Source organism: Megasphaera sp. AM44-1BH (assembly GCF_003467125.1).
In the GTDB taxonomy this organism is placed as follows: Bacteria; Bacillota; Negativicutes; order Veillonellales; family Megasphaeraceae; genus Megasphaera.
The window spans coordinates 1-25,787 of sequence record NZ_QSFA01000013.1 but is presented as its reverse complement, the minus strand read 5'-3'; the positions used below and the strand labels follow the sequence as shown (position 1 = coordinate 25,787).

Annotated in this window: 18 protein-coding genes; 7 read left to right on the top strand and 11 right to left on the bottom strand. The window is 46.3% G+C overall.

Annotation, left to right across the window (positions count from 1 at the left end; all coding sequences use genetic code 11):
• Positions 1 to 2 precede the first annotated feature (2 nt).
• The 9 genes from hisS to nifJ all read right to left on the bottom strand — a co-directional run bounded on the left by hisS (position 3) and on the right by nifJ (position 13,331).
• Positions 3 to 1,268, bottom strand: coding sequence for a histidine--tRNA ligase (gene hisS / locus DW949_RS09225; RefSeq protein WP_118022935.1), 1,266 nt, complete (start codon positions 1,266 to 1,268; stop codon positions 3 to 5).
• Positions 1,268 to 2,728, bottom strand: a complete 1,461-nt coding sequence (gene hemZ / locus DW949_RS09220; protein WP_233539559.1) for a coproporphyrinogen dehydrogenase HemZ — start codon at positions 2,726 to 2,728, stop codon at positions 1,268 to 1,270. Before hemZ ends, hisS begins: the two co-directional genes overlap by 1 nt.
• Positions 2,725 to 3,255 (bottom strand): Fur family transcriptional regulator, encoded by a 531-nt coding sequence (locus DW949_RS09215; RefSeq protein ID WP_118022934.1) that lies wholly within the window; start codon positions 3,253 to 3,255, stop codon positions 2,725 to 2,727. Before DW949_RS09215 ends, hemZ begins: the two co-directional genes overlap by 4 nt.
• On the bottom strand, positions 3,242 to 4,321 hold the full coding sequence (locus tag DW949_RS09210) for an AI-2E family transporter (protein ID WP_118022933.1): 1,080 nt from the start codon (positions 4,319 to 4,321) through the stop codon (positions 3,242 to 3,244). The genes DW949_RS09215 and DW949_RS09210 overlap by 14 nt, the downstream gene beginning before the upstream one ends.
• Before the next feature lie 2 nt (positions 4,322 to 4,323).
• Complete coding sequence (locus DW949_RS09205) at positions 4,324 to 4,959, bottom strand: MBL fold metallo-hydrolase (protein WP_118022932.1); 636 nt, start codon at positions 4,957 to 4,959, stop codon at positions 4,324 to 4,326.
• Between the two features lie 12 nt (positions 4,960 to 4,971).
• Positions 4,972 to 5,421, bottom strand: a complete 450-nt coding sequence (gene dtd / locus DW949_RS09200) for a D-aminoacyl-tRNA deacylase (protein WP_118022931.1) — start codon at positions 5,419 to 5,421, stop codon at positions 4,972 to 4,974.
• Positions 5,418 to 7,616, bottom strand: coding sequence for a bifunctional (p)ppGpp synthetase/guanosine-3',5'-bis(diphosphate) 3'-pyrophosphohydrolase (locus DW949_RS09195; protein ID WP_118022930.1), 2,199 nt, complete (start codon positions 7,614 to 7,616; stop codon positions 5,418 to 5,420). The genes dtd and DW949_RS09195 overlap by 4 nt, the downstream gene beginning before the upstream one ends.
• Positions 7,617 to 9,566 carry a single-stranded-DNA-specific exonuclease RecJ gene (gene recJ, locus DW949_RS09190; protein WP_233539558.1) on the bottom strand — a complete coding sequence of 650 codons (1,950 nt, stop codon included), beginning with the start codon at positions 9,564 to 9,566 and terminating at the stop codon, positions 7,617 to 7,619.
• A 249-nt stretch (positions 9,567 to 9,815) separates the two neighbouring features.
• Positions 9,816 to 13,331, bottom strand: a complete 3,516-nt coding sequence (gene nifJ / locus DW949_RS09185) for a pyruvate:ferredoxin (flavodoxin) oxidoreductase (protein ID WP_118022928.1) — start codon at positions 13,329 to 13,331, stop codon at positions 9,816 to 9,818.
• A gap of 504 nt (positions 13,332 to 13,835) precedes the next feature.
• On the opposite strand from nifJ, the gene DW949_RS09180 reads away from it, so the two are divergent.
• The 5 genes from DW949_RS09180 to DW949_RS09155 all read left to right on the top strand — a co-directional run bounded on the left by DW949_RS09180 (position 13,836) and on the right by DW949_RS09155 (position 17,814).
• Positions 13,836 to 14,747, top strand: a complete 912-nt coding sequence (locus DW949_RS09180; protein WP_059076876.1) for a LysR family transcriptional regulator — start codon at positions 13,836 to 13,838, stop codon at positions 14,745 to 14,747.
• 36 nt (positions 14,748 to 14,783) lie between these two features.
• Positions 14,784 to 15,188, top strand: coding sequence for a hypothetical protein (locus tag DW949_RS09175; protein WP_118022927.1), 405 nt, complete (start codon positions 14,784 to 14,786; stop codon positions 15,186 to 15,188).
• 212 nt (positions 15,189 to 15,400) lie between these two features.
• The gene (locus tag DW949_RS09170; RefSeq protein WP_118022926.1) at positions 15,401 to 15,910 is read left to right on the top strand and encodes an S-adenosylmethionine decarboxylase family protein; all 510 of its coding nucleotides are present in this window, start codon (positions 15,401 to 15,403) and stop codon (positions 15,908 to 15,910) included.
• A gap of 23 nt (positions 15,911 to 15,933) precedes the next feature.
• On the top strand, positions 15,934 to 16,536 hold the full coding sequence (locus DW949_RS09165; protein ID WP_059076873.1) for an HD-GYP domain-containing protein: 603 nt from the start codon (positions 15,934 to 15,936) through the stop codon (positions 16,534 to 16,536).
• Between the two features lie 753 nt (positions 16,537 to 17,289).
• Entirely contained in the window at positions 17,290 to 17,814 is a 525-nt protein-coding gene (locus tag DW949_RS09155) for a hypothetical protein (RefSeq protein ID WP_026385709.1), read from the top strand.
• Positions 17,815 to 18,060: 246 nt separating this feature from the next.
• Here the strand turns inward: DW949_RS09155 and DW949_RS09150 are convergent, their stop codons facing one another.
• Complete coding sequence (locus tag DW949_RS09150) at positions 18,061 to 23,955, bottom strand: YadA-like family protein (RefSeq protein WP_233539557.1); 5,895 nt, start codon at positions 23,953 to 23,955, stop codon at positions 18,061 to 18,063.
• A 170-nt stretch (positions 23,956 to 24,125) separates the two neighbouring features.
• Entirely contained in the window at positions 24,126 to 24,305 is a 180-nt protein-coding gene (locus tag DW949_RS13815; RefSeq protein WP_233539556.1) for an ESPR domain-containing protein, read from the bottom strand.
• Between the two features lie 159 nt (positions 24,306 to 24,464).
• Between DW949_RS13815 and DW949_RS09145 the strand changes: the two genes are divergently transcribed.
• Positions 24,465 to 24,815, top strand: coding sequence for a transposase (locus DW949_RS09145; RefSeq protein ID WP_026385707.1), 351 nt, complete (start codon positions 24,465 to 24,467; stop codon positions 24,813 to 24,815).
• A complete protein-coding gene (locus DW949_RS09140) occupies positions 24,796 to 25,641 on the top strand; it encodes an IS3 family transposase (RefSeq protein ID WP_026385706.1) in 846 nt (281 codons plus the stop codon). Before DW949_RS09145 ends, DW949_RS09140 begins: the two co-directional genes overlap by 20 nt.
• Positions 25,642 to 25,787: the final 146 nt, after the last annotated feature.

The following is a 25,787-nucleotide window of genomic DNA, read 5'->3' as shown; positions in this document are numbered from 1 at the left end:
ACTCATCCCTTCTTATGTGTTTCCATATATGCAACAATCCCATCTAAGGGAACGCTGATCTGTTCTTTAGTGGCCATATTCCGGACCTGTGCCGTCTGACTGGCCAGTTCGTCTTCACCGATAATGACGGTATAATCTGCATCCATCTTATTGGCGGATTTCATCTGTCCTTTCATGCTGCGTCCCATAAGGTCGATTTCTGCATACAGGCCCCTGGCACGCAGTTCCTGCTGGATGCAGAATGCCTTTGCTCTGGCTTCATCCCCCAGGGCTACGATAAATACCGGTTGTTTCTTTTCTACTGGTGGCAGCAGTCCCTGTTCTTTCAACGTCAAAAGCAGACGTTCCATCCCGATGGCAAATCCGATTCCCGGAGTCGAAGGGCCGCCTACTTCTTCTATGAGACCATCATACCGCCCGCCTCCGCAAACGGTACTCTGGGCTCCCAGAGGAGCGTACATGATTTCAAAAGCTGTATTCGTATAATAATCAAGCCCCCGGACCAGGCGTGGATCCAACTCAAAGGGGATCCCGATGCTGGTCAGATAAGACTGAACTTTCTGGAAATGGTCTTTGCAGTCATCACAGAGATTATCCGTAATGAGAGGGACGCCCATCTGCATCATTTTTTCGCCATCTTCCTTGCAGTCCAGCACGCGGAGTGGATTTTTTTCCAACCGTTCATTGCAGTCTTCACAGAGCTGGTCCCGTTTATCAGCAAAGAAATCCAGCAGTTTCTGACGGTATACGGGCCGGCATTTGGGACACCCGACGGAATTCAGGTGCAGGACAAGATCCGTAAGGCCCAGTTCACGGAATAACTGGAACGCCATGGCAATGATTTCCGCATCAACAGCGGGATCTTTCGATCCGATTTCTTCTACCCCGAACTGGGTAAACTGGCGGTACCGTCCGGCCTGCGGGCGGTCATGGCGGAACATGGGACCCATATAATAAAATTTGTGGACTTTCTGTTCGCCATACAGCTTATGTTCCAGAAAAGCCCGTACAACAGAAGCCGTATTTTCCGGTCTCAGTGTCATGCTGCGGCCGCCACGGTCATTAAACGTATACATTTCTTTCGTCACGACATCCGTCGTTTCACCGATGCCGCGCAAAAACAATTCTGTGCTTTCAAACATAGGCGTGCGGATTTCACCGAACCCATAAAGCGAACAGATCTGGCGTATCTTTGCTTCCAGTATCTGCCAGTCTGCCGTCTGTTCCGGCAGGAAATCCTGCGTACCTCTTGGTGCAGTAATTGCCATTACGTATCGTCTCCTCCATATATCATAGCACATAAATGCCGGCGCTGCCGGATTCTTTCAGACAGTGCCTGCACATACGCCTCAGGATCTTTGGGCATATATATTTTTTTCAGACTGTGCCCGTCGCGGGACAGGAATTTCGTCGTACTTCCCGGTCCGGCTGACAGGATAGTCTGTCTTTCTTCCATCATCTGGATATTGTACCGGCTGATAGTACCGCGCTGTGCATACCCTACATTGGCGAAACTGCCTGCCATATATTTCTGACGATACATGTAGTAGGGTATATATCCATGATCCTTCAGTACATCCTCACAGGATTGCAACATGCTGGATACTTCCCGGGCCGGAGGAATCTGCTGACGCAGCGGATGATGAAATAGAGGTGCCCTTTTCTTTAATGCTAACGTATGAATTGTAACATTTTCCGGGTGCAGTTGGCAAACAATTTCCATATTTTCCTGCATATCCGCCTGAGTCTGTTCCGGAAGTCCTGCTATGAAATCCATATTGATGACAGAAAAGCCCATTTTCCGGCAGCGGGAAAACATGTCAAACACATCTTCGACCCGATGCCGGCGCCCCAGGAGATCCAGGAGACGCTGCTGCATAGTCTGCGGATTGACACTGATACGGTTGACGCCATATCGACGCAGCAGCGCCAGGACCTCTTCACCTGCCGTATCGGGCCGTCCTGCCTCGACTGTCCATTCCTCAATCTCCCTGAAATTCCCGGCTACAGCCTGCAAAATTGTCTCCTGTCCGGCTATGGGCAGACACGTAGGCGTACCGCCACCGATATATACAGAACGGATCTGTATATCATATTGCCGGCATAAGGCAGCAATATCCTGGATATCCCGGACTACCGACACAATAAACTGGTCCATAAAAGACGGTGACTCAGACCCTGACAGGCGGGATGGGAAGGAGCAGTACAGACAGTGGCTGGGACAATACGGTATGCCTATGTAGAGAGCAGCCTCATGATCCGGACGCTCGATATACGGACGCTGCAGCCCGGTCATGGTTATGAGATATCGTGCCGTATCCGGTTGGACGTGGTACCGGGATACCAGTATGTCCATAATTTTGTTCTCATCACGTTCCTGATCCCGCAGATGGTGCACCAGCTTGGTAGGCCTGACTCCGGTCAATGTGCCCCAACGGCTGACGGGTGTACCGTAACAGCGCTGATGCCAGTGCAGGATCAGATTTTTTATGACCTGCCCGGGCTCAGCATCGTTCCATAAAGAGGCTGCCGAATGCCACCGCTTTTCGTCACAGCCAAACCATCCTTCTAATATATACCGGCCTGCCACATTCCGCAACACGATTTGGGCCCCGACGGGCAGCGGTTCATGGCCTCCGGCATAGCCGAGATAGGCCATGATCTGTCCGACAACAGCATGAAATTCTTCCGGCCCGTCATACTGATATGCCTGCAGATTGGGAATCATTGTGCCGTCGTTTCTGTTGCTTTTTCTGCTTCTTCCGCTTCTTTTTGCGCCGCAGCAGCCCGTTTCTTCTGGCAGTCTTCACAATACCCATATACTTTGAGCTGATGATCTACCGTCTGGAAATGGAACTGTTTCTGCAGGATGGTTTCCAGTGTTTCCAGCAAATCATCCTTGCATTCCCATACTTTACCACATCCCAGGCAGATTAAATGATGATGATAATGGCCTTCTTCATCGTGATCATTCAATTCATACCGGCTGCAGCCATCATCAAAATCAAGCTTCTTCAGGAGATCCATTTCTGTAAACAGATCCAGCGTACGATATACCGTCGCCAGTCCGATTTCCGGAGCCTGTTTCTTTACGATTTCAAAGACATCATCGGCACTGAGATGACGGGAATCACTTTCTACGAAGGCCCGCAGTACGACTTGTCTCTGTGAAGTCATTTTGTATTTCTTATTCTTGATTTGTTCTTTCATCCGTTTCATCATGAGATCCATCAATTGTTCTTTAGTTCTTTCCATAGGTATTCATCGCCTTTGTCTTATAAGTATTGTAAAACCACAAATGTCTGCATAAAATCTGAAGCACTGCCGTAACGGGAACGGTCAGGACCATACCGGCGATACCAAACAGCGTACCGCCTATGAGCAGTGCAATAATAATCACCACGGGGTGCAGACTGATGACTGCCCCCATGACCTGAGGCATAATAATATGACTATCAATCTGTTGAATGACGATATAAAAAATCAGCACTTTTACCGCCAGAGGCAGACTGACTGTCGCACCGAGGAGAATCGCCGGAATCGCCCCTACGATAGGACCCACGATAGGTATCCATTCCGTCACAGCTGCCAACAAGCCGATGACCATAGGATAGGGAACCCCCATGATCCACATGCCGCAAAAGGTAAGCGTCGCTATAATACAGCTCATGGTCAGCTGGCCACGGATATAGGAACTCAGTACATGCTGTATTTCATTAAACAGCACGTCGAGCTGCAGGCGGTACTCTACCGGATACAGGCAGATAAACGAACGTACCATCCGGCCGCCGTCTTTCATAAAATAGAAAGTAATAATCGGAACCACGAAGAACTGCACGACCGTACCGGCAATGGCAAACAGGGATTTGACGAAATTGCTGATTCCTTCTACCCCATAATTTCCCACTTTTGTAAAGGCATCGTTGATGACACTTTTTACCTGATCGGGAATATAAAACTGGGTCTGTTCATTTTCAATCTGCATGATAATAGCCACGCTCTTATCCCACAAAGTATTGAAATTGACTGCCAGCAGATTCACCTGCTCTACCAGAGGGCGGAGGATGATGTTGGTCAGTACGGACAGTACAAAAATCAGGATAGCAAAAGAGATGATGATGGATATGTCAATTGGTATATTCCGCTTTGTCAGCCGCGACAATCCTTTTTGAACCAGATCCCGGACCGGAATCAGGATGAACGTAATGATCAGAGACACAATCACTGGCCAGTACACGTTGTGTACAGAAAAAAACAGGATAGTGGCCAGCACGGCCAGTACGACCCGCAGCCAGAATTGTGACTCTTTATACATGGACATAATTACCAGCCCCCATCAAGGTAGGGATTATTCTGACGCTCCCGGCCAATCTGGGTAGCCGGGCCGTGGCCGGGAAGCACAACCGTAACATCTGGCAGTGTCATAAGTTTTGTTTTCAGGCTCGTAAGTAATTCTGCCATAGACCCGCCATAAAGATCAGTCCGTCCTACAGAATACAAAAACAGCGTATCTCCGGAAAAGACGACGCCTTCCCCGTACAGGCTCAGTCCTCCGGGCGTATGCCCCGGCGTTTCCAGTACGTGGAAAGTCAGGCTCCCCAGATGAATTTCATCTCCGTCATGAACAATGCAGTCCGGTGACGTACATTCAATAGGCCGGCCCATAAACATGGACAAATTATTTTTCGAATTCGAAATCAGACTGGCATCACCGGCTCCTACATATACAGGAACATTTTCACGCTGGCGCAGTTCCTGCAACGCCCCGATATGGTCGGCATGACCATGGGTCAGAAATATCAGTTTCAGCGTAAGGTTGTTTGTTTCCAGTTTTTTATGTATCTGTTCATAATCCCACGCAGGGTCTACTACCATGGCATCTCTTGTCTTATCATCGTATACGATGTAGCAATTCGTTTCTATAGGGCCTAACACAAGGGATATATATTTCATTGCCATACGCACAGCCTCCTAAAATGTTTTTTTACTATCTACCAAAATCGTGACGGGCCCGTCATTGGCCAGCGTAACGACCATTTCCGTACGGAAAACACCCGTTTCCGTGTGAATTCCCATTTGTCGTACGAGAGCGACAAATTGTTCATACAGGCCATTGGCCTGGTCTGGCGCTGCCGCTTCCGTAAACCCCGGACGGCGGCCATGGCGGACATCGCCATACAGCGTAAACTGGGAAACGACGAGCATTTCACCGCTTATATCCAGCAATGACCGGTTCAGTTTACCTCCTTCATCCTCAAAAATCCGGAGATGACAGATTTTATCTGCCATATATTGTGCATCAGCCTCTGTATCATCGCGGCTTACCCCTAAAAGGACCATGAGGCCCGGACCGGTGCGGCCGCTTTCCTTTCCTTCCGATGTAACATAGGCATAGTTTGTGCGTTGTACGACAGCTCTCACTGACTGCTTCCTCCTGTAAAGCGCTCTACAGAATATACATCCTTCAAGCGGCGTATTTTTGTTGAAATAAATTCCAGCTGGGCCAGGTCTTTGATGCTCAGCCCCATGTGCAGCGTAACCGTTTTCGTATCGTTCACACGGGCATTCATACTCGTAATAGATACCTTCATTTCTGCCAGGGCTGCCATGATTTCCGCAATGCCCCCGGTACGGTCATATGCCGTGACTTCAATATGTACATCAAATTTTTCCTGTCCGTCATAATCCCATTCGACATCGATGAGACGGTCCAGATCATTCTGGTTATGCGTTACATTCGGACAGTCCGCACGATGTACCGATACGCCGCGTCCCCGCGTGATAAAGCCGATAATCGGGTCGCCCGGTACAGGACTGCAGCATTTTGCCAGCCGTACCATAAGTCCCGACTCTCCCTTGACCAGGATACCCGATCCGCCACTTTTGGACGGCTTATGGGTTTTCAGCTTATCGAGAACAGCCAGGTGATCCTTTTCTTCTTTCTGCACGTCTTTCTTATGCAGTTCCAGAAGCTTAATAAGGACTGTATTGACGGCAAATCCTCCATAGCCGACAGCAGCCAGCAGGTCGTCTTCCGATCCGGCATTCATCTGTTTGGCTACGCGGGCCAGGCGGCTGGTCTTATTCAGTTCCTTCCAGTCATGCCCCAGACGTTTGCATTCCCGTTCCAGTGCATCCGAGCCTTTCAGGATATTTTCTTCCCGGTTTTCCTTTTTAAACCAGCTGCGTATTTTCGAGCGGCTTTCCGAACTGCCAACGATTTTCAGCCAGTCCAGGCTGGGTTTCCCTGTTTTGGACGTGATGATTTCGACAATATCACCGTTTTTGAGTTCATAATCGAGCGGTACGATTTTGCCATTAATCTTGGCCCCCACACAATGATGGCCGACTTCCGTATGAATGCGGTAAGCAAAATCAATGGGAATCGATCCCTGGGGAAGGTCGATGACATCACCCCGCGGAGAGAAGACAAAGACTTCATCAGAAAATGCGTCGAGTTTCAGGGCATTGACAAATTCTTTGGGATTACTCGTATCCTGCCATTCCAGAAGATTGCGCAACCACCCCATTTTTTCATCAAATTCATTCTTTCCGGCATTGGCATTGCCTTCCTTGTACCGCCAGTGTGCAGCGACACCGTATTCGGCTACGCGATGCATCTCCCATGTACGTATCTGTATTTCCACAGGCTGCCCGCGGGTCCCGATGACCGTCGTATGCAAAGACTGGTAATTATTGGGTTTCGGCATGGCAATGTAATCTTTGAAACGATATGGCAGCGGCTTCCACAGACTGTGCACGATGCCGAGGACACCATAGCAGTCCTGGACCGTATCGACAATGACACGGATGGCATATAGGTCGTATACCTGACTGAGGTCCCGGTTATCTTTTTTCATTTTTTTATAAATGCTGTAAAAATGTTTGGGCCGGCCATTGATTTCAAATTTTATGTGTGATTCTTCTAGCGCCTTGCGCAGCACTTCAATGGCTTCATTGACAATTTCTTCCCGCACGTGGCGTTTCTGTTTCATCTGATCGACAAGATCATAATACTTATCCGGTTCAAGGTAACGGAAAGACAAATCTTCCAGTTCCCACTTGATGTTGAATATGCCCAGGCGATGCGCCAGAGGGGCAAATATTTCCAGTGTTTCCTGGGCAATCCGCTTCTGTTTGTCGCTTCTCATGTAGCGGAGCGTCCTCATATTATGAAGCCGGTCTGCCAGTTTTATGACGACGACGCGGACATCTTTTGCCATAGCCAGGAACATTTTACGCATGCTGTTGAGCTGCTGGTCTTCTTTTGTACGATAATCAAGCCGGCTCAGTTTCGTTACGCCATCGACCAGAAATGCGACTTCCTTGCCGAACTGAGCTTTGATATCATCCAGCGTCAGAGCCGTGTCTTCCACTACATCATGAAGAAGTGAAGCCGTAATGGTCGTCGTATCGATTTTCATTTCTGCCAGTATCTGCGCCACTGCCAGCGGGTGGATAATATACGGTTCACCACTGACCCGGTGCTGATCTTTATGAGCCTCATTTGCAATGGCATAGGCTTTTTTTACATCTTCACAGGTATTTTTCGGCTGATAACTGTGAATCGTATCCAATAACCGTTGGAATTCTTTTTCCGGTTTTGCAAATTCCATTTATCTTCCCCCTTCCGCCCGATAATACTTTTCATAGGTAGAAGATGCTTCCAGATGCATCTTTCCTGTAAGAGCAGGGAAATAATACGCGGGCCCGTCCGGTAATTCTCTGACATCGAGAACTCCTATTTCCCGTAAGACTAACATAGCGGCACAGGCAGTATGCGCCCCGTAAGCGGAATGAACGGCACTGATAAGACGCTGCCGTGCCTGCCAGACAGGAAGTCCCTGTTCGGGGATGCAGTGCTTAAGTGCCATATATATATCTACCATAACCTTGCGGTCAAGATGGACAGCCTGCGGCAGGCAATGAATATCCTGCAGCACCATCTGAGGAGAAACTCTCCCGTTATATTCATTGACTTCCAGGGTAAATGCCAGATCTGCCTTGTCCCCTTCCAGTAAGTTTGCACAATAGGAAGCCATAGACCACCCTACAGCTCCCAGGCGTTTCTTGTTTCCTGTTTCTACGGAAAGGCGCAGATGCTGTTTATTTTTGCCAATAGGCCGGCATTCAGAAAGGACAGCTTCTTTTATGGCAAACACAGGGCGGCTATTTCCCATACCATACGGCTCCAAAGCGCCCAGTTCGTTGACCAGTTCCAGACTGATATCACCGGCCTGCAGCACATTATCAATAACGATTTCTGGAATATACGATTCCTTCGTCATATGTGCAGCCGCATAGGATAACAGTCGCTGGCGGAATGCCTCTATCTTATCTGCTTCGATGGAAAAGCCGGCCGCCATCGTATGACCGCCATACTGTATCAGCAGATCATCGGCTGACTGCAGGGCTTCATACATGTTGAAGCCAGGAATGCTGCGGCATGATCCTTTGCCAATATCATCATGGATACTGATGACAAGAGATGGCCGGTAAAACGTTTCCACCAGACGCGACGCAGCGATACCTATGACTCCGGCATGCCAGTTTCTCCCAAAGGCAACCAGCACGCCATCCTGGCCTTGCCCTTTACTCTCTATCTGGGCAACAGCCTGCTCAGCGATGGTGTGTTCAATATCCTGTCGTTCCTTATTCAATTCGGATAATTCATCTGCCAGGATACCCGCCTTTTCCGCATCGCTCTCCAGTAATACTTCTACACCCCTTGTCGCGTGGCTGATACGTCCCGCTGCATTGAGCCGCGGTGCCGCCGTAAAGGCAATACGGCCTGCCGTAATCGTTTCCGGCGTCAGGCCGGAACTGGTAAGCAGCGCCTGTACCCCCGTATTCAGGCCTTCTTTCATCCGCTTCAGGCCTTCTTTTACAAGAATACGGTTTTCTCCCCGCAAGGGTACTAAATCAGCAATCGTTCCCAGCGCACAGAGTTCCACATAACCGGGAAGGGATTCTCCATTTCGTTCCTGCCAGAGTGCCTGGCACAACTTAAACGCAACCCCGGCACCAGCTAAGTCCTTGAAAGGATAGGGACACCCTTCCTGCTTTGGATTAATGACAGCACAGGCATCAGGAATCAGTGGTGGCGGCGTATGGTGGTCCGTTACGATAATATCCATGGATCGATTGAATTGTTCAATCAGATCATGCGATGAAATGCCACAGTCTACAGTAATAAGGACATACGTTCCTTCCTTCTGCAATACACGCAGAGCATCAGCATTGAGCCCGTATCCTTCGCTCTGCCGTTCAGGAATATAAAAAGAAGGATGACTGCCCAGGTCGCGCAGAACAGAATACACTAACGCCGTCGAGGTGATGCCATCGACATCATAATCACCGTAAATGACAATCTTTTCCTGTTCATCAATAGCACGGCTGATACGTTCTACCGCCTTTTTCATGCCCTTCATCAGGAACGGGTCGTACAGATCATCCATTCCATCAAAAAGATAATGCTTAGCTTCTTCTGTTGTCGTTATGCCACGATTACATAAAACCTGTGCCAATATGGAGGAAATACCGACTCCATCAGCCAGATTCTTCATACAGGTGTCCTCTGTATGCTGTATACGCCATCGCTTTTCCATACTATCACAACGCATTCTCAAAAAATAATCACTTTCAAAACCATATACCTATTTTATCACACTACATTCTCAAAATAAAGGTTGTATTTAATAAAATTATGGAAATTCCCTGACAGATTTCGTTATTGAAAATGATAATAATAAAACAAGCCCCGCTGTAGCGGGGCTTGCTCATAGTTAATATGTTATGCACATATAAGCTGCATCTTAGGCTTCGAAGCCTTTCTGGAAGCGTACATAGGACTGACGACGTGCTTTAGCATCAGCTTCTGTCTTAGCATAGAGAGCTTCGGCCTGTTCCGGGAAGCCTTTCTTAAGGGAAGCATAACGAACTTCGCCCTGTAAGAATTCCTGGAATTTGCTGTAGTCCGGTTCTTTGGAGTCAAGGCTGAACGGATTCTTGCCAGCTTCTTTGAGATCCGGATTGTAACGGAACAGATCCCAATAACCGCACTGTACGGCGAGCTGTTCTTCTGTCTGGCTCTTGCCCATGCCTTTGCGGATACCATGGTTGATGCAGGGAGCGTAGCAGATGACGAGAGACGGACCATGATAAGCTTCAGCTTCTGTCATAGCTTTGAGGAGCTGGTTCTTATCAGCACCCATAGCTACCTGGGCTACATATACATAGCCATAGGAAATAGCCATCATGCCGAGGTCTTTCTTCTTCGTGCGTTTACCAGAAGCGGCAAACTGGGCAACAGCTGCAGACGGAGTAGCTTTAGAGGACTGGCCGCCTGTGTTGGAGTAAACTTCTGTATCGAGTACGAGAACGTTTACATCCTGATCCTGTGCGAGTACGTGGTCAACACCGCCGTAACCGATATCGTAGGACCAGCCATCACCACCGATGATCCAGTGGGACCGTTTAACGAGGTACTGTTTCTTTTCGAGGATATCTTCCAGAACCGGTTTGCCAGCTGCTTCTTTTTCAAGGAGAGCAACTACTTTGTCGGCGCGTTCACGGGAACCTTCGCCTTCATACATGTTGGCAGCCCAGTCACTGAGAGCAGCCTGGAGTTCGTCAGAAGCAACAGCTTTAGCTGCTTCTACTTCACCAGCCAGGTCTTTACGTACTTTATCTACGCCCATGAACATGCCGAGGCCAAATTCAGCAGCATCTTCGAAGAGGCTGTTAGCCCAGGAAGGACCATGACCTTTAGCGTTCGTGGTGTACGGGGATACAGGAGCAGAAGCACCCCAGATAGAGGAGCAGCCTGTAGCATTAGCAATCATCATGCGATCGCCAAAGAGCTGTGTGAGCAGTTTGACATACGGTGTTTCGCCGCAGCCTGCGCAGGCACCGGAGAATTCGAGCAGCGGCTGTTCGAACTGGCTGCCGATAACCGTCTTCTTGTTCTGCGGGTTAACTTTCGGAGTTACCTTATCCTGTGCATAGTACCAGAAATCCATCTTAGCGCGTTCTTTGTCGTCGTTCGGAACCATAGTCAGAGCTTTGGCCGGGCAGACGTTGACGCACGAACCGCATTCGAGGCAGTCGAGCTGGTCTACGACAATGGTAACATTGTATTCTTTGCCGCTCTTGGCTTTAGGAGCAGCTTTGAAGCCTTCCGGAGCAGCTGCCAGTTCTTCAGCAGTTGTCAGGACCGGACGGATCGTAGCATGCGGGCAGACGAAGGAGCACTGCATGCAACCAACGCATTTTTCTGCATCCCAGGCAGGAACGTGCAGAGCCGGGCCGGCTTTTTCAAATTTTGCAGTACCGGAAGGCATCGTGCCATCTTCGCGGCCAACAAAATCGGATACTTTCAGGTCGTCGCCAACCTGGCCGAGCATCGGAGCAGCAACTTTAGCGAAGTATTCCGGAACCGGACGGCCTTCGGTGACTTCGTCTTTTGCATCAGCCCAGGAAGCCGGATAATTTACTTCGTGGAATTCTTTAATACCAGCATCAACAGCGCCATTGTTCATGTCAATGACTTTCTGGCCTTTCTTGCCATAGTTTTTGATGATGGAGTCTTTCAGATATTTAACAGCGTCTTCAACAGGAATGATCTTGGCGAGAGCAAAGAATGCAGCCTGCATAACCATGTTGATACGTGTGCCGAGGCCCAGTTTCTGGCCGATAGCATCGCCGTTCAGCGTGTAGAATTTAACGTGGTTCTTAGCAATATCGCGTTTAATCTTGGCCGGCAGTTCTTTGTCGAGTTCTTCATCAGTCCATGTGCAGTTCAGCATGAATGTACCGCCATCTTTAATACCGCGGAGAATGTCGAACCGTTTAACATAGGACTGGCGATGACATGCAATGTAATCAGCAGCATCGATCAGATACGGCATATCGATCGGGTTTTTACCGAAACGCAGGTGAGAAATCGTTACGCCGCCGGATTTCTTGGAGTCATAAGCAAAATATGCCTGAGCATACATGTCAGTGTGGTCACCGATGATCTTGATGGCGGATTTGTTGGCGCCAACAGTACCGTCGGAACCGAAACCCCAGAATTTGCAGGATGTAAGGCCTTCCGTGTTGAGCGGCATCTTCGGAGCACGCGGCAGGGAGAGGTTGGTTACATCATCAACGATGCCGATGGTGAAACCATTGAGCGGATGTTCTTTCTTGACTTCTTCAAATACCGGGAGGATATCTTCCGGAACAACGTCTTTGGAGCCAAGGCCGGCACGGCCGCCGATAACGTCGATATCGAGGCCCTGTTCTTTAACAAAGTCAACAATATCCAGATACAGCGGTTCGCCAAGAGAACCCGGTTCTTTTGTACGGTCGATGACAGCGATTTTCTTAACCGTCTTCGGCAGTACAGCAGACAGATATTTAGCAGAGAACGGACGATACAGATGAACGTTGATGGAACCAACTTTTTCACCTTTGCCGTTCAGATAATCAACAGCCTGTTTAACCACGTCAGAGAGAGAACCCATGGAAACGATAACCGATTCAGCATCTTCTGCGCCGTAGTAGTTAAACGGTTTGTATGTACGGCCTGTGATTTCAGAAATCTTAGCCATGTAGTCAGCAACGATATCCGGCATAGCGTCATAGAAGCGGTTGCTGGCTTCTGTGTGCTGGAAGTATACATCCGGGTTTTCAGCAGTGCCACGGATTTCCGGTTTGTCCGGATTCAGAGCACGTTTACGGAAAGCTTTGACAGCATCCCAGTCAATCAGTTTGCGGAAATTATCATAATCCATAACTTCGACTTTCTGAATTTCATGAGATGTACGGAAACCATCAAAGAAATTGATAAACGGAAGCGAGCCTTTCAGAGCTGCCAGGTGAGCAACGCCACCAAGGTCCATAACTTCCTGGACATTGGATTCAGCTAAGAGACAGCAGCCAGTAGCACGAGCAGACATAACGTCCTGATGATCGCCGAAAATGCTCAGTGCATGGTTAGCCAGCGCACGGGCAGCTACGTGGAATACACCAGGGAGTAATTCACCAGCAACTTTGTACATATTCGGAATCATGAGCAAAAAGCCCTGGGAAGCCGTATATGTCGTTGTCAAAGCGCCAGCCTGTAAAGAACCGTGGAACGCACCAGCCGCACCAGCTTCAGATTCCATTTCAATAACTTTTACGGTGTTACCGAAAAGGTTCTTCTGACCGGCAGCGGACCAATCATCGACGTGTTCAGCCATAGGTGAAGACGGCGTGATAGGATAAATTGCGGCAACTTCAGTAAATGCATAGGAGACCCATGCAGCAGCTTCGTTGCCATCCATGGTTTTGAACTTACTCATAGATAATACACGCTCCTTAATAAAAATATAGATGTATAAACCAATATAAGATACATTATTATAGCAGCAGCATACGTATCTTACATTGACAAGCAAAGTTTAGTATGTTCCGAAAATAACATACGCCCTACAAAGAGGAGGGAGGAAGAACCATTTTGATTTGTCTATGCGTCTTTTGCAATGTATTTTGTATACATTGGCGCATTTATGGCACAAAAATAAACAAATCATATAAAAAAGTTATAAAGATTCTTCAAAAAGTATTGCCATTATTCTTAATATGTAATACTATAAATGTAGTATTACACAATTGCAAAGCAATCTGAATGATGAACTCTTCTTTAGTCATCGTATGCCGAACGTACTTGTAACTTTTCCTTACAAGGTAATTATAGGCTTTTGACCTTTACAATTCAATACTAAAATGTATGCTATTTTTAATATTCTCATGTTCCTATATGTAAACATATACTCTTTCAGTGTTCATTAACAGGAGGTAACACTATGGACTTTCATCATCTTAAGTATTTTGTCGAAGTAGCAGACAAAAAATCTTTCAGCAAAGCAGCACGTACACTGCACATCTCCCAGTCGGCTATCAGCCGCACAATCAAGGCACTGGAAGAAGAATTAGGCGTCGTACTCTTTATGCGTAACGCAAAAGCGGTCGAACTGACCGACGCTGGTACTATATTCCTTTCCCATGCCAAACGTGTCGTCTTCATGTTTGAACATCTGAAAACCGATTTCGAAAACGAGTTCAAACTGGAACAAGGTACAGTCCTCATCGGGCTGCCGCCTATTACGGGAGCTCCTATTTTCGCAAATCTCCTGGGAGCGTTCAAACAAGAATATCCCCAGATTGAACTGGATTTGTACGAACACGGCTCCAAAAAAGTAGAAATCAGTGTCCAGGAAGGCTTGATTGACCTGGGTATTATCTGCACCCAGCCGAAAGAAAAGGATTTCGAATCGTTCTTCCTGACTCAGGATCCCATGAACGTAATCATTCACAGGGACAATATCCTTTCCAAAGAAAAGACCATCCCCTTAAAGAAACTGGCCAATGAATCTCTCGTTTTGTATCGTGATGATTTTAATCTCCACGACGAAATCATCCAGGATTGCAAAAAAATCGGTTTCCAGCCTAAAATCGTCTTTGAAACGAGCCAGCGCGATCTGATGATCCAGACAGTCGTTGCCAACCTGGGTGTCGCATTACTGCCCAGCCGCATCTGCCCGAACAAGGAATCCAATCCCCGCGTAGCGGAACAAGTCGTCGTCCGTCCCCTCGTGGAACCGGAAATCATGCATGTCCTCTATGTCATCTGGAAACGCGGTCACTATCTGTCCCATGCAGCACAGCTCTGGCTCGATTTTGTCCGTAATAAGACACGTACCATATCCAATATCTGATGCATGTAACCATACTAAGCAGGAAGGTGTGCCATTTTGAGTCTGCCCAGTTCGTTAAAACGCCGCATCGTTTCTCTTTCCCAGTCAAAGACCGATACCAGCGGCGTTCGCCCGGAAGAAGAATACGACCGGCAAAAGCGCATAGTAAAAAAGCGGTACCAGTCTTTGTCCGGACTGGAAAAATGTCTGGTCCTGTCCGTATCAGCAGCTGTAATCCTCGTTGTCATCCAGTTCTTCTGGATTGCAGCCTTACAATATCAGATTGTCCTTCTAAAAGAAGAACTACATACACAGCAGACCCGGCTCACCCAGTTGGAGCAGGCGAGTCAGAAACATAATAACCTTCTCTATTCTACGTATGAATCTATGGAAGACCTGAACAAAAAATGGCACGACCTGCACTTCCGCGTATTGGAAAATACATGGAAATTAGGAAACTGACTGTAATTAACTGCCAAGGACTGCCACACGCAATGACGTGCGGCAGCCCTTTTATATTTAGAACGTCTGTAAAAATATTGTCAAATCCTTTTTCTGATTTCAGCATATAAAATGAGTATAGTTTTACAAATAGCTTACGAATTCAGAAAGCACATTTACAAGGATGGTAAAAAATTATATAATGAACTGTAACTAAACGATGGGTGGACTCTATGAACAATACATTAGGAAAACATTTACTGATTGATTTTTATAATTGCAAGGCTGTGTTTACAGATCCTGAAGATTTACAGCCTTTAGTGGAACGCGCTTTCGAACTCGTTGGTGCAACCTTAGACGGAGCCAGTTTCTATCATCTTGACAATGAACTGACCTGTATTGCTGTTTCCGGTAATGCTCATCTTTGCATACATACCTATCCTGATCTTTCTTATGCCGCTGTCGATATCTATAGTTTTAATACAGACCTTCAGGCAAGTAAAATCATGAGTGCCCTGAAGATCATCTTAAAGTCAGACCGCATCAAAGCGACAAGTATCCGCCGTGGTGATTTTGGTTCTATCCGGGACATGCGTCCAAAGCGCAAAAATAAGATTACCACTGTACGAAGGATGAAAAACACAGGGGCACGCATCAAGCGCACCAGTGCCAAGATGTTTTCTATCCTCCGCCATCCTAAGCGGTCCCGGCGTATACGCAGCTATCAGAAGCGAAAGAAATAAGTTTTACGGAAGGGTTTGTCTCTATGTTTATGATGTCACTAAACCAATCTGCCGGTATCGGGTCTGAAGAACGTGAATCTCTGGACGCTATTACCGCTGATTTGTTGCAGTTTATACAACTAAAGAGCCACAGGCTGTATATGCATTCTCTGCAGGTCGCAAATTACAGTGTCAGTGTAGCAGCCAAATTAGCACTACCAAAGAGCGAAATAGAACAAATAAAACACGCTGCTTTGCTACATGATGTAGGGTTGCTGTTTGTATCCAACACGCTTCTGGCTAAGATTCCGTATCTGAACCGCAGTGAAAAAGCAATGTATAAACGTCATGCAGCAGCAGGTGGCAACATGATAGAAAATATCCCCTGCTGCCAGGACATCATCCCATACATCGTATATCACCACGAACGGTGGGACGGTTCCGGTTTTCCCAAACATCTGCGTGGTGCCAATATTCCTCTGGGAGCCCGTATTATAGCTGTAGCCGATTACTATGACACGATTATCAATCCCAGTACAGAATTCTGGGCTAAAACCAAAACTCAGGCTGTCCGGGAATTGTTTAGTGCTTCTGGCCTTCTTTTCGATCCGGAAATCGTTAAAGCTTTTATTGAAACGCTGGGCTAAAAACATATTGAAATGATAACGCTGAACCAAAACGGACAGATAGCGATACACACATCGTTACCTGTCCGTTTTTAATTCTTATAGTATGATTACGGTGTACCGCTGGCGATGACAAGACCTGTCACCCTGGCGGCGCCTTTTCTCTTTAATGCCCGGGCGCAGGCTTCAAGGGTCGCGCCGGTTGTGTAAATGTCATCTCAAAGGTGTCCGTATTTGATACAATCGAACGATAGTCAGAATTTTGAACACCCCGTGTGCATGTTAAAAAAAATAGGTGGATACTAATTTTAACCCTCTTATTTTTTCTAACTCCTTTCTCACTAGGAATTTCTTTATTAATTGCAATGAAGTTGCCCAGATCCGCAATAGTTAAAAGTCGATTTGAAGAATTAATTTATAATTCTTCAAATTACGACAAATCTCAATTTTGAAAATATTGCAGTTAACTTTATTAATTTCATAAAAATTCTGAATTGAAAAGGACGGAAGTTTGCCAACTGAACAGGCCTACAACATAACCCTAAATTTGTCCTTGGCACTATAAAACATATTTAAGCCCCAATTTTACTCACATCTATCATCTATATACAATTCATGATATAATTTGATTGTATTGGCGTATCTTCGTTACACTTAAGTTAATATTTATCGATGTAAAAAATAGCTCATCTATTCCACTGTTTTCTAAAAACTTGCGTTTTTTATTTTAATCTTTAATTCTATTGTGCTTTTCGAAAATAGGTGATATTAAAAATGATTATGTTTATAAGTGATTCTTTGTTTTTATTATATATCGTCACTTTTCTTGTGATAATTATTACCATCTATAAATGCATTAAGGCTAAGAAAATAGAAACAAAAACTATAGTGATTATACTAATAGGAGTTGTATATTTATTATTCTATTCGTATGAATCCATACCATCCGAAAAGGTTCAATATAATCACATAGCAATATCAGACGTAGAGGGATTATCAGAAAAAGAAATTGTTAACAAAATACTAATCCAAGAATTTGACTATTATAAATCCGAGAGATTATTCACTAAAAATCAAATTTTCGATTATAAAATTAATCGAATTAATGGCCCAATAAACGATACCAGTAAGACAGACAATCACTATTATGATGTATCATATTCAGTAAAAACCATAGCTCCGGCTTGGATTGCAGGTAATGGAAAAAATGAAGGCCTATGGGTAAATAGCAAATCTGAGTTCTATAATTTAATCAAAAATAATGACCAATATATTCTAACCCGTGTTGGTGGCTTATAATTGTAATATGCACCAACTATTAAATTAACCAAGTGATGATGAATAAAAAAGTCAAACTGCAATCAGAATTTAAAATTTTCCCAGATATCATCTATCAACACTATCATAAAAAACTATATTTTATATACTTATACACTTCTACTGGTAACCCATCTTCAAGCCCAACTTTATATTCAACACTAATATAAAAGCGTCAGTCACTCCTTTCGAGCAACTGGCGCTTTTATACTTCTTATCTACCGTGCCCTACTTTTGAATATGGTTTCCGTAAACATCACGGTACACATTTTGGGTTTTATCATCTTTATCATTTACCCGTACACGTTCCACCTTATGCCGATCATTATCTTTACCGGAAATTCGGTCTACGCGGAAACGATCGATATTCTGCACTTTAACCAATTCAGGACCAAAGTCATCTACAGAACGGGTCATGTTACCATCCGAAGGCGCTCCATTTTGTAAAGCCCTGTAAATAATGGCTGCGTATTCATAACGTGTCATCGCTCTATCGCCTTTAAATTCTCCATCCGGATATCCTTTCAGATAACCTCGTTCCGCTAAGTTCTTAACATACTCATAAGCCCAATGATTTTCCGGTACATCTGGGAAGATCATAGTTCCGGTTGCTGTAGGAACCAATTTTGCAGGCTGACCCGATTCATAGGCTGCCAATTTTTTTGTCAGCGTTTCAATCTGATTCTTCATAGCCAACATATCTTTAGCCATGGAAACACGTGAACGGGAGATGTGGCTCTTCTGCCCAAATTTCCAGCTGACACCAACATTCACCATATTTTCGCCTCCGCTAAAGGAACCTCCCACACTGAACATCGTATCTTCGTTAGGACGATAATACGCTCCGATAGCGACTGCATGAGCATCTTTATAATTCCCATACCCTGCAGCAAAATCCCATTTGTCATCTGGATCGAAATCCAAGGGGTGCAATCCTGCCAGTGCCGCGGCACCTGCTCCAACACGATTCACTCGATCTCCCAATCGGCTGATCCTGTTTTCCGCACGGTACAGCTGGCTTCCATTTACGGCATCCGTACTGGTCGATGAAATATCTCCAGGAGCTACGTTGGTGATCTTATTTCCACCATTATTCAACCCATCTTTATTGAGCGTAACATCCTGACCTGCGGAACCGTTTTGGATTGTCATCCCTCCCGTCGTTATGGTGGTGTCTCCAACGTTGACAGTGCTGGCATTTACCGTCGTGATATTCCCAGTGTCTGCTGTAACAGTCTTCGTAGTAACCGAATCCAGTCCTTTCAAATCTTTTGAAAGCCGCACTTTCAGGTTATCACTTCCATCAGATACCACTCCGATATTGTCTTCCGTAGACAGTTTAGAAGAATCCGTAATGCCCCCAACTACATTCACTTGCCCATTGAGTTTTTTACTGATTACATTCCCGACGTCGCCGCCATATTTCATTCCGTCGTTCATAGTAGCGACCGTCTGGGTATTCCCATTGTGATCTTCATAGACGATCCGATCAATACCATCCGTGCCATTATAGCCATCCGTGCCGTCTACTCCATTCACACCTTTTACAACATGGATGTCAGCAGAGGCACCATCCTTGCCATTGATGCCAATATGACCATCGGTACCATTGGTTCCGTCTTTACCTATAGAAGAAATGGTAACCCCATCTTTGCCATCGGCACCTTTTACACCAATAGCCCCATTGATGCCATCAGCGCCGTCTTTGCCCTGGCCGCCCACGGTAACAGTATCTGCCTTCAGATTCTTGTCCAGTCCGATGACCAGATCTCCATTTGCATCCACTACAGTCTTGATGTTGGAAGCATCATATTCCGCGTCCGCTTTCGTACCATTCCCTTTGATGGTCATGGTGCTGTTCAGTTTTTTGGCCACAGATCCTGTATTTCCAGCAAACTTCAGTCCATCATCTAATGTGGCAACTTCATGGGTGGCATGCCCATCATCTTCGTAAACAATACGGGTCATACCATTGGCACCATTGGAACCATCCACGCCATCCTGACCTTTCGCAGATTTCATGGTAAGCCCATCTTTCCCGTCTTTTCCATTCATTCCGATAGAGCCATCTTTCCCATTGATGGTAACAGCTGAGCCATCTTTGCCCGCCACACCGATGGAACCGTCTATACCATTTTCGCCTTTTTCACCCAGATGCAGATTGTCATTGACATTGACCTTGTAGGGATCTTCCTTTGTGCCTGTGCCTGTAACTGTCGTATTTTTTCCGTCTACCAATTTGGTGGCATTCTTGGCAATTTCATCTTTCAGCTGGCTGACATTCACCGCATCCGTTCCGGCAGTGCCGACAGCCACATTGTGGATCTGATTGCCGCCATTGTCCAGCCCCTTTTCTGTCAAAGAAACGGGAGAAGTCCCTGGTGCCGGATTTTTCGGCGTGATCGTAATACCCCCAGCACCAATCGTTGTCTCATTCCCATCTTTATCCGTGATGGTCATGCCGCTTCCCTTGGTCACGGTCTTATTTCCTTTATCGTCGGTGGTCGTCACACTGTTCACGTTCAGATCATCGTTCAGGACCACTTTCATCGTTCCGTTTTCCACTTTCGTAGAAATATTTTTGCCGTCCCCGGTAACTTCAATATCCTCTCCCAGGGATTTGTGGACGATATTTCCATCCTGATCCTTTAATCCGAACCCTTTTTCCGTTAAATCAGCAGACTGTTTCGTCAACTGACTGACGTTGACAGCATCTGTATCCGCTGTACCAGCAGCTACGTTGGTAATTTTCGTACCGTTCGCATTGATTTCTTCTTTGGTCACAGAAGGTCCTCCAGCTATGGTCACTCCCTGATTATTGACGGTGGTATCGCCGGCCTTTACCGTCTCAGCGTTTATGGTTTTTGACGTAATACTGTTCAGCCCAGTCACATCTTTTGCCAATTTTACGGTCATCGTATTATTGGCTGAATTGGCAACCACCCCGATATTATTATCGCTTAAATTGTTGCTGTTAGCACCGCCCAAAAGGGACATAGCCTGGTCGGAACCGCGATGGAGCACATTGACATCTGCTTCTGAAGTATTGCCAATGGTCGAATTATCTCCAGCAAACCGCAGAGGCCGCGTCATGGTGTAAAGCTGGCTTCCATTCACAGCATCCGTACTCTTTGCGCTGACCAGACCGGCCGCAACGTTCTGGATGCGCCGTTCTTTCCCCACGGAGCCCACCGTTACAATACCAGCAGGGGTCCCCCCAGCGTATTGATAGGTTCCGTTGCTGCTGTAAGCATCCATCCCTTTCGTAGTGGCTCTTGATGCAACATAAGCAGAGTTACTGCCCAGATAGACGGAATTCCCCAAAGTGGCTGTTACATGGCTGCCCAATATCTGGGTATTGGACAAATCCGTATTCTGCGCCGTGGCATCAAGGGTATTCTGGTTGCCAATGATTTGGATATCCGTCAAATCCTTGTTTTTCTGATTTTTGGCTCGGATGGTGTTTTTCGAACCGGTAATAGCGATATCAGATACAATACCCGCATCGCCTGCTGTACTTGTATCCGGATCCCCGGTAACCATATTCTGATTGCCCGTTACAAAAATATTACCAAAGGCTTTCAGGTTGGCAGAATTATTGGAAAGGGATTCCATTTTCAGCACGTTTTGATTCCCTACAATACGATTGCTGTCCCCTTCCATTCGGTTTTCATTCCCAAAGATCCCCGAATTCGAAGCACTTACATCAGCAGCTGTACCTGTTGCAGCCGTACTGTTCTGGCTGCCCAAAACATATGTATTTGCCCCAGTGACCCGGTTTTGGGTACCGATTGCCCCGGAAGAAACACCTTCTGCCTGTGCATTCGTCCCCACTGCGAGAGCATTTTCTGCCAGTGCCTGAGCCGTATCACCAATAGCGGAAGCACTTTTGCTGTTGCTTTTGGCATCACTGCCGATGGCGATGGCTTTGTCATCAGAAACGCCAGCAGAATAGCCAATGGCAACAGCTTTATCTACGCTGCTTCCACCATTTTTTATAGAGGATGTTGCCAAAGTCCCTATAGCCAGAGAATGATTTCCGGCTGCCTGAGCGCCAGCCCCGATTGCCGTGTTATATTGATAACCGCTGATGGCTAACGTCTGTTTCAGGCTGCCCGGGTTAGCCGGATCTTCATAACCGGCTCCCACTGTAATACTGCCAAGGCTCTGCGCTTCTGTATTATTCCCCAGCGCAACACTCCTGTCCCCTAAAGCTTTGGCGCTCACGCCGGCCGCCATGGAATCCTCACCCGTGGCCAGATCGTTGTCATAGTTATTCTGATTCGTGGATTTCACAGAATAGTAATGAGTCTTTGCCGTATCTACAAGTTCTTTGACCTGGGCTACATTGGCTGCATCGGTCCCCAATGTCCCTGCGGCGACATTATGGATTTTCGTTCCCTTATTGTCATTATTACGGAGAGTAATACTGTCTCCATCTCCGGAAGTGACCGTATCATAATAAACTCCGCTTGCCGTTGCCGAAGAAACATTGGCATTGACCTGGGCTACCGTAGCATCGATTGATTTTTTGAGCTGTGCCACTGTCACGGCATCCTGATCTAGTGCCCCGTCAGCTACATTGGTAATACGGCGCAGCGCCGATGCATTGCCGACGGAAACGGCAGTCTTGGGAGCCGCCTGTCCTGTCAGATACCCAGTCCCACTGATCATAGCGGCGTTAGCCACGGAGTCATTGCCAATAGCAACATTGCCGCCTGAAGCCTGTGCGCCCTGACCTAAAGCTACACTGGCCGCATCTGCAGCCTGGGCGTTAAACCCGACTGCCGTAGATCCATTTCCATTCGCCTGTGCCTGATACCCGACTGCAACGGCATCATCAGCAGCTTTCGTCTCACTGCCTAAAGCCGTAGACTGGATCCGCGATACAGCAGAATCGTTTTTATTAGCATGATATCCAATGGAAACATTTTTCCCTTCCGATGTGTTTCCGCCTGCTCCGATATTGGTCCCAGCTTCAGAACCAATGGCAACATTATGATCGCTTTTGACATCATTTCCCGTTTTGTAGCCAATTGCAATGTTCTGTTGTCCGTCAATATTGTTGCCAGCACCGTCTCCGATGACTACATGGGATCCCTTCGCCCCTAATACATCCCCTACCATACCTACCCCTGCATTAGGGCCAAGTACGACAGACCGGACGGCATTGGCACTGGCATCTTTGCCCAAAACCACAGAAGCACTGCTCCCAGCAACAGCTCCGTTCCCAAGAGCAACAGCATCTGCTCCACTGGCTTGCGCACTCTTACCCATAGCCAAGGCATCTACTCCACTGGCGACTGCCTCTGTTCCAACCGCAATGCTGTCAGCTCCAGAAGCAGCCGCACTTTTGCCTAGAGCCAGTGCGCCTTCCGCCTCAGCCTTTGCGCTGTCTCCAATCGCTGCAGCACTATGACTGTTTTGCGTCACAGCAGCATTGTTGCCCATCGCAATCGCATGATTCGAAGCAACCGTACGGGCCTTCGTTCCAATTGCCATGCTGTTATCGTTGAGCTGAGCATTGGTCCCATCATTATAGACCGTCGCTCCATCTCCCAGGGCAATCGAAGAGTTTCCCCGAGCATTGGCTGCATCACCGATGGATATGCTTGCTTTGCCTCCGCCTATAACCACAGTAGAACTGTCGCCATCAGCCGTCATACCGTTAAAAGATCCGCTGACAGCTTTTCGGCCAATGGCAATACTGTTATCAGCAGATGAAGCAGAACGAGCAGCATCGCCCAGCGCCACAGAATCTTTGCCGTTTGCTTTTGCACTGACACCGATGGCAACAGCATCTTTCCCCACCGCTGCAGCGTCCTCTCCTGTGGAATTGGCACGGAAATACTTCATTCCCGGTTTTGTTTTATCCAAGCCTAAAGCAGAATTCACATTTTTTAGTTCTGTAATATCGGCCGTATTATTGTCGATTTTTCCTGTATTGGCTGTAATCGCATTTTTATTCGCCGCAATATCCGTCTTGTTTTTCTGGATGTCATTGGAATTTTGGCTGATTCCGACCTTATTGTTAGCGATCTCTGTGCTGTTATCCGCAATTTTGTCCGTATTGGCAGCAATAGCTGTTTGGTTATTTTGTACGTCTGTTTTTACTGCATCCACTTCTGCACTGGTTGCGACCCCATCAGTGGATATTGTGATTGTCTTTGTTGTGTCATTTTTAGTTACAGAAATGTTAGTTCCGGCATTCAAAATATCACCGTCATGAACAACTTCAGCGCTACCATAAAGTGCACTTCCAAATACAAGCACAGCTGTTAATACGGTACTAGTCAGTACCCCCCCCCCGATTTAATAATTGTTCTTAATAAAGAATTGCCCGATGTTTTCCCGCCATTTTTTGCTAATTCTGAAACAACCTGGTACTGCCCTTTTGCGTGATTGAATATAACCTTGTAAATTCTATTCAATCTAATCGCCTCCTTTATATTAAAAATAGCATAAAATAACACTCAGCACCTTTAATAGATTAGTTAAACTTTATACGGTGCATTTTTTCTTATTTTAACATCATTTTACTTCCTAAACAATATAATGGACCCATGAATTCAGACCAGTAAATTTATTTTTAAGTGTATGATATAATCCAATTAAATATGGAGGAACACATCATGCCAAAAAGAAAATACACATCTGAATTCAAAAGCAAAATTGTCTTGACCGTATTACAAGGCGAAAAAGATATCAACCAAATTAGTGCAGAACATGTTCTAAATCCCATGATGGTCAGAAAATGGAAACAGGACTTTTTGGCAAATGCCTATCTTGCCTTTGGGACAAACACTGAGCGAAAAACGGCTCAGAGGAAGGAGGAAGATCTGAAGAAAAAGAACGATCAGATGCTGAAAACCATTGGACAGCTTACCCTGGAACGTGATTTTCTTCAGGACTGCTTTCGCCAAGCTGGAGCACCCATTCCACCCATTCCACCCATCCCAGACTATGATCAAAAAGAATCATGACCTATCTGTGCGTCGGCAATGTCAGCTACTGGGTATCAATCGATCGAGCCTGTATTATCAAGAAAGGCCACAAAATACAACATACCAAGCCCTGCAAGAAGATCTGATGAAGCAAATAGACAAAATCCATACGCAGTTTCCTTATATGGGATCACGAAAGATCGTTATCAAACTCAAGGAAAATGGGTACAATATTTGTCGTAAGACTGTACGGCGTCTCATGCAAAAGATGGGAATCTACGCAATTTATCCAAAGCCTAATTTGTCCAAGCGAAACAGCAAAGAGGCTGTGGTGCCGTATTTGCTTCGCAATTACGATGCTCGGTTTCCTAATCAGGTATGGTCCATCGATATTATCTACTTACCGATGAATCGCAGCCATATGTATTTAACAGCCATTATTGATTGGCATAGTCGTAAAATTGTTGGACACTATTTGTCGGATACGCTGGACGCATCATCAGTCATCTTGGCTGTCAAAGAGGCCATTTCTCAACATGGCGTGCCGGCAATCATCAATTCAGATCAAGGATCTCAATTCACAAGTCTCGAATACAAGAATGTGTTAAAGGCATTTGGGATTCGCCAAAGCATGGATGGAAAGAGTCGTTGGGCAGACAACATCATGATTGAGCGTTGGTTCCGCTCGCTCAAGACAGAGCTGATCTATCCCAACGAATTTTCATCTCCAAGAGATCTTCGTAAACGAATTAGCGAGTATGTTACAGAATACAATACGCTTCGCCCACATGCTGCACTTGATTATGTAACACCGGATGCCGTATATTATTCACATTTTTCTCAGTCGTTAACAGAAGTCGCGTAATAAGCTTAAAAATTTTTACTGTGGTCTAGACAAGGGGCCCATTATAAATCATAACATGAAGGTATTCGCTATGGATCTTTTTATGTGTTCAGTTTCATTACAGCACTTTACAACTTTTACGCTGCCTCGGAAGTTGACAAAACTAG

Bases quoted from the DNA above. Each gene is read 5' to 3' on its own strand.
- hisS (WP_118022935.1), bottom strand. From the start codon at position 1,268: ATGGCAATTACTGCACCAAGAGGTACGCAGGATTTCCTGCCGGAACAG.
- DW949_RS09195 (WP_118022930.1), bottom strand. From the start codon at position 7,616: ATGGAATTTGCAAAACCGGAAAAAGAATTCCAACGGTTATTGGATACG.
- DW949_RS09215 (WP_118022934.1), bottom strand. From the start codon at position 3,255: ATGGAAAGAACTAAAGAACAATTGATGGATCTCATGATGAAACGGATG.
- DW949_RS09165 (WP_059076873.1), top strand. From the start codon at position 15,934: ATGTTTATGATGTCACTAAACCAATCTGCCGGTATCGGGTCTGAAGAA.
- DW949_RS09205 (WP_118022932.1), bottom strand. From the start codon at position 4,959: ATGGCAATGAAATATATATCCCTTGTGTTAGGCCCTATAGAAACGAAT.
- recJ (WP_233539558.1), bottom strand. From the start codon at position 9,566: ATGAAGAATCTGGCTGATGGAGTCGGTATTTCCTCCATATTGGCACAG.
- DW949_RS09145 (WP_026385707.1), top strand. From the start codon at position 24,465: ATGCCAAAAAGAAAATACACATCTGAATTCAAAAGCAAAATTGTCTTG.
- nifJ (WP_118022928.1), bottom strand. From the start codon at position 13,331: ATGAGTAAGTTCAAAACCATGGATGGCAACGAAGCTGCTGCATGGGTC.
- DW949_RS09155 (WP_026385709.1), top strand. From the start codon at position 17,290: ATGATTATGTTTATAAGTGATTCTTTGTTTTTATTATATATCGTCACT.
- DW949_RS09210 (WP_118022933.1), bottom strand. From the start codon at position 4,321: ATGTCCATGTATAAAGAGTCACAATTCTGGCTGCGGGTCGTACTGGCC.
- hemZ (WP_233539559.1), bottom strand. From the start codon at position 2,728: ATGATTCCCAATCTGCAGGCATATCAGTATGACGGGCCGGAAGAATTT.
- DW949_RS09180 (WP_059076876.1), top strand. From the start codon at position 13,836: ATGGACTTTCATCATCTTAAGTATTTTGTCGAAGTAGCAGACAAAAAA.
- DW949_RS09140 (WP_026385706.1), top strand. From the start codon at position 24,796: ATGATCAAAAAGAATCATGACCTATCTGTGCGTCGGCAATGTCAGCTA.
- DW949_RS09170 (WP_118022926.1), top strand. From the start codon at position 15,401: ATGAACAATACATTAGGAAAACATTTACTGATTGATTTTTATAATTGC.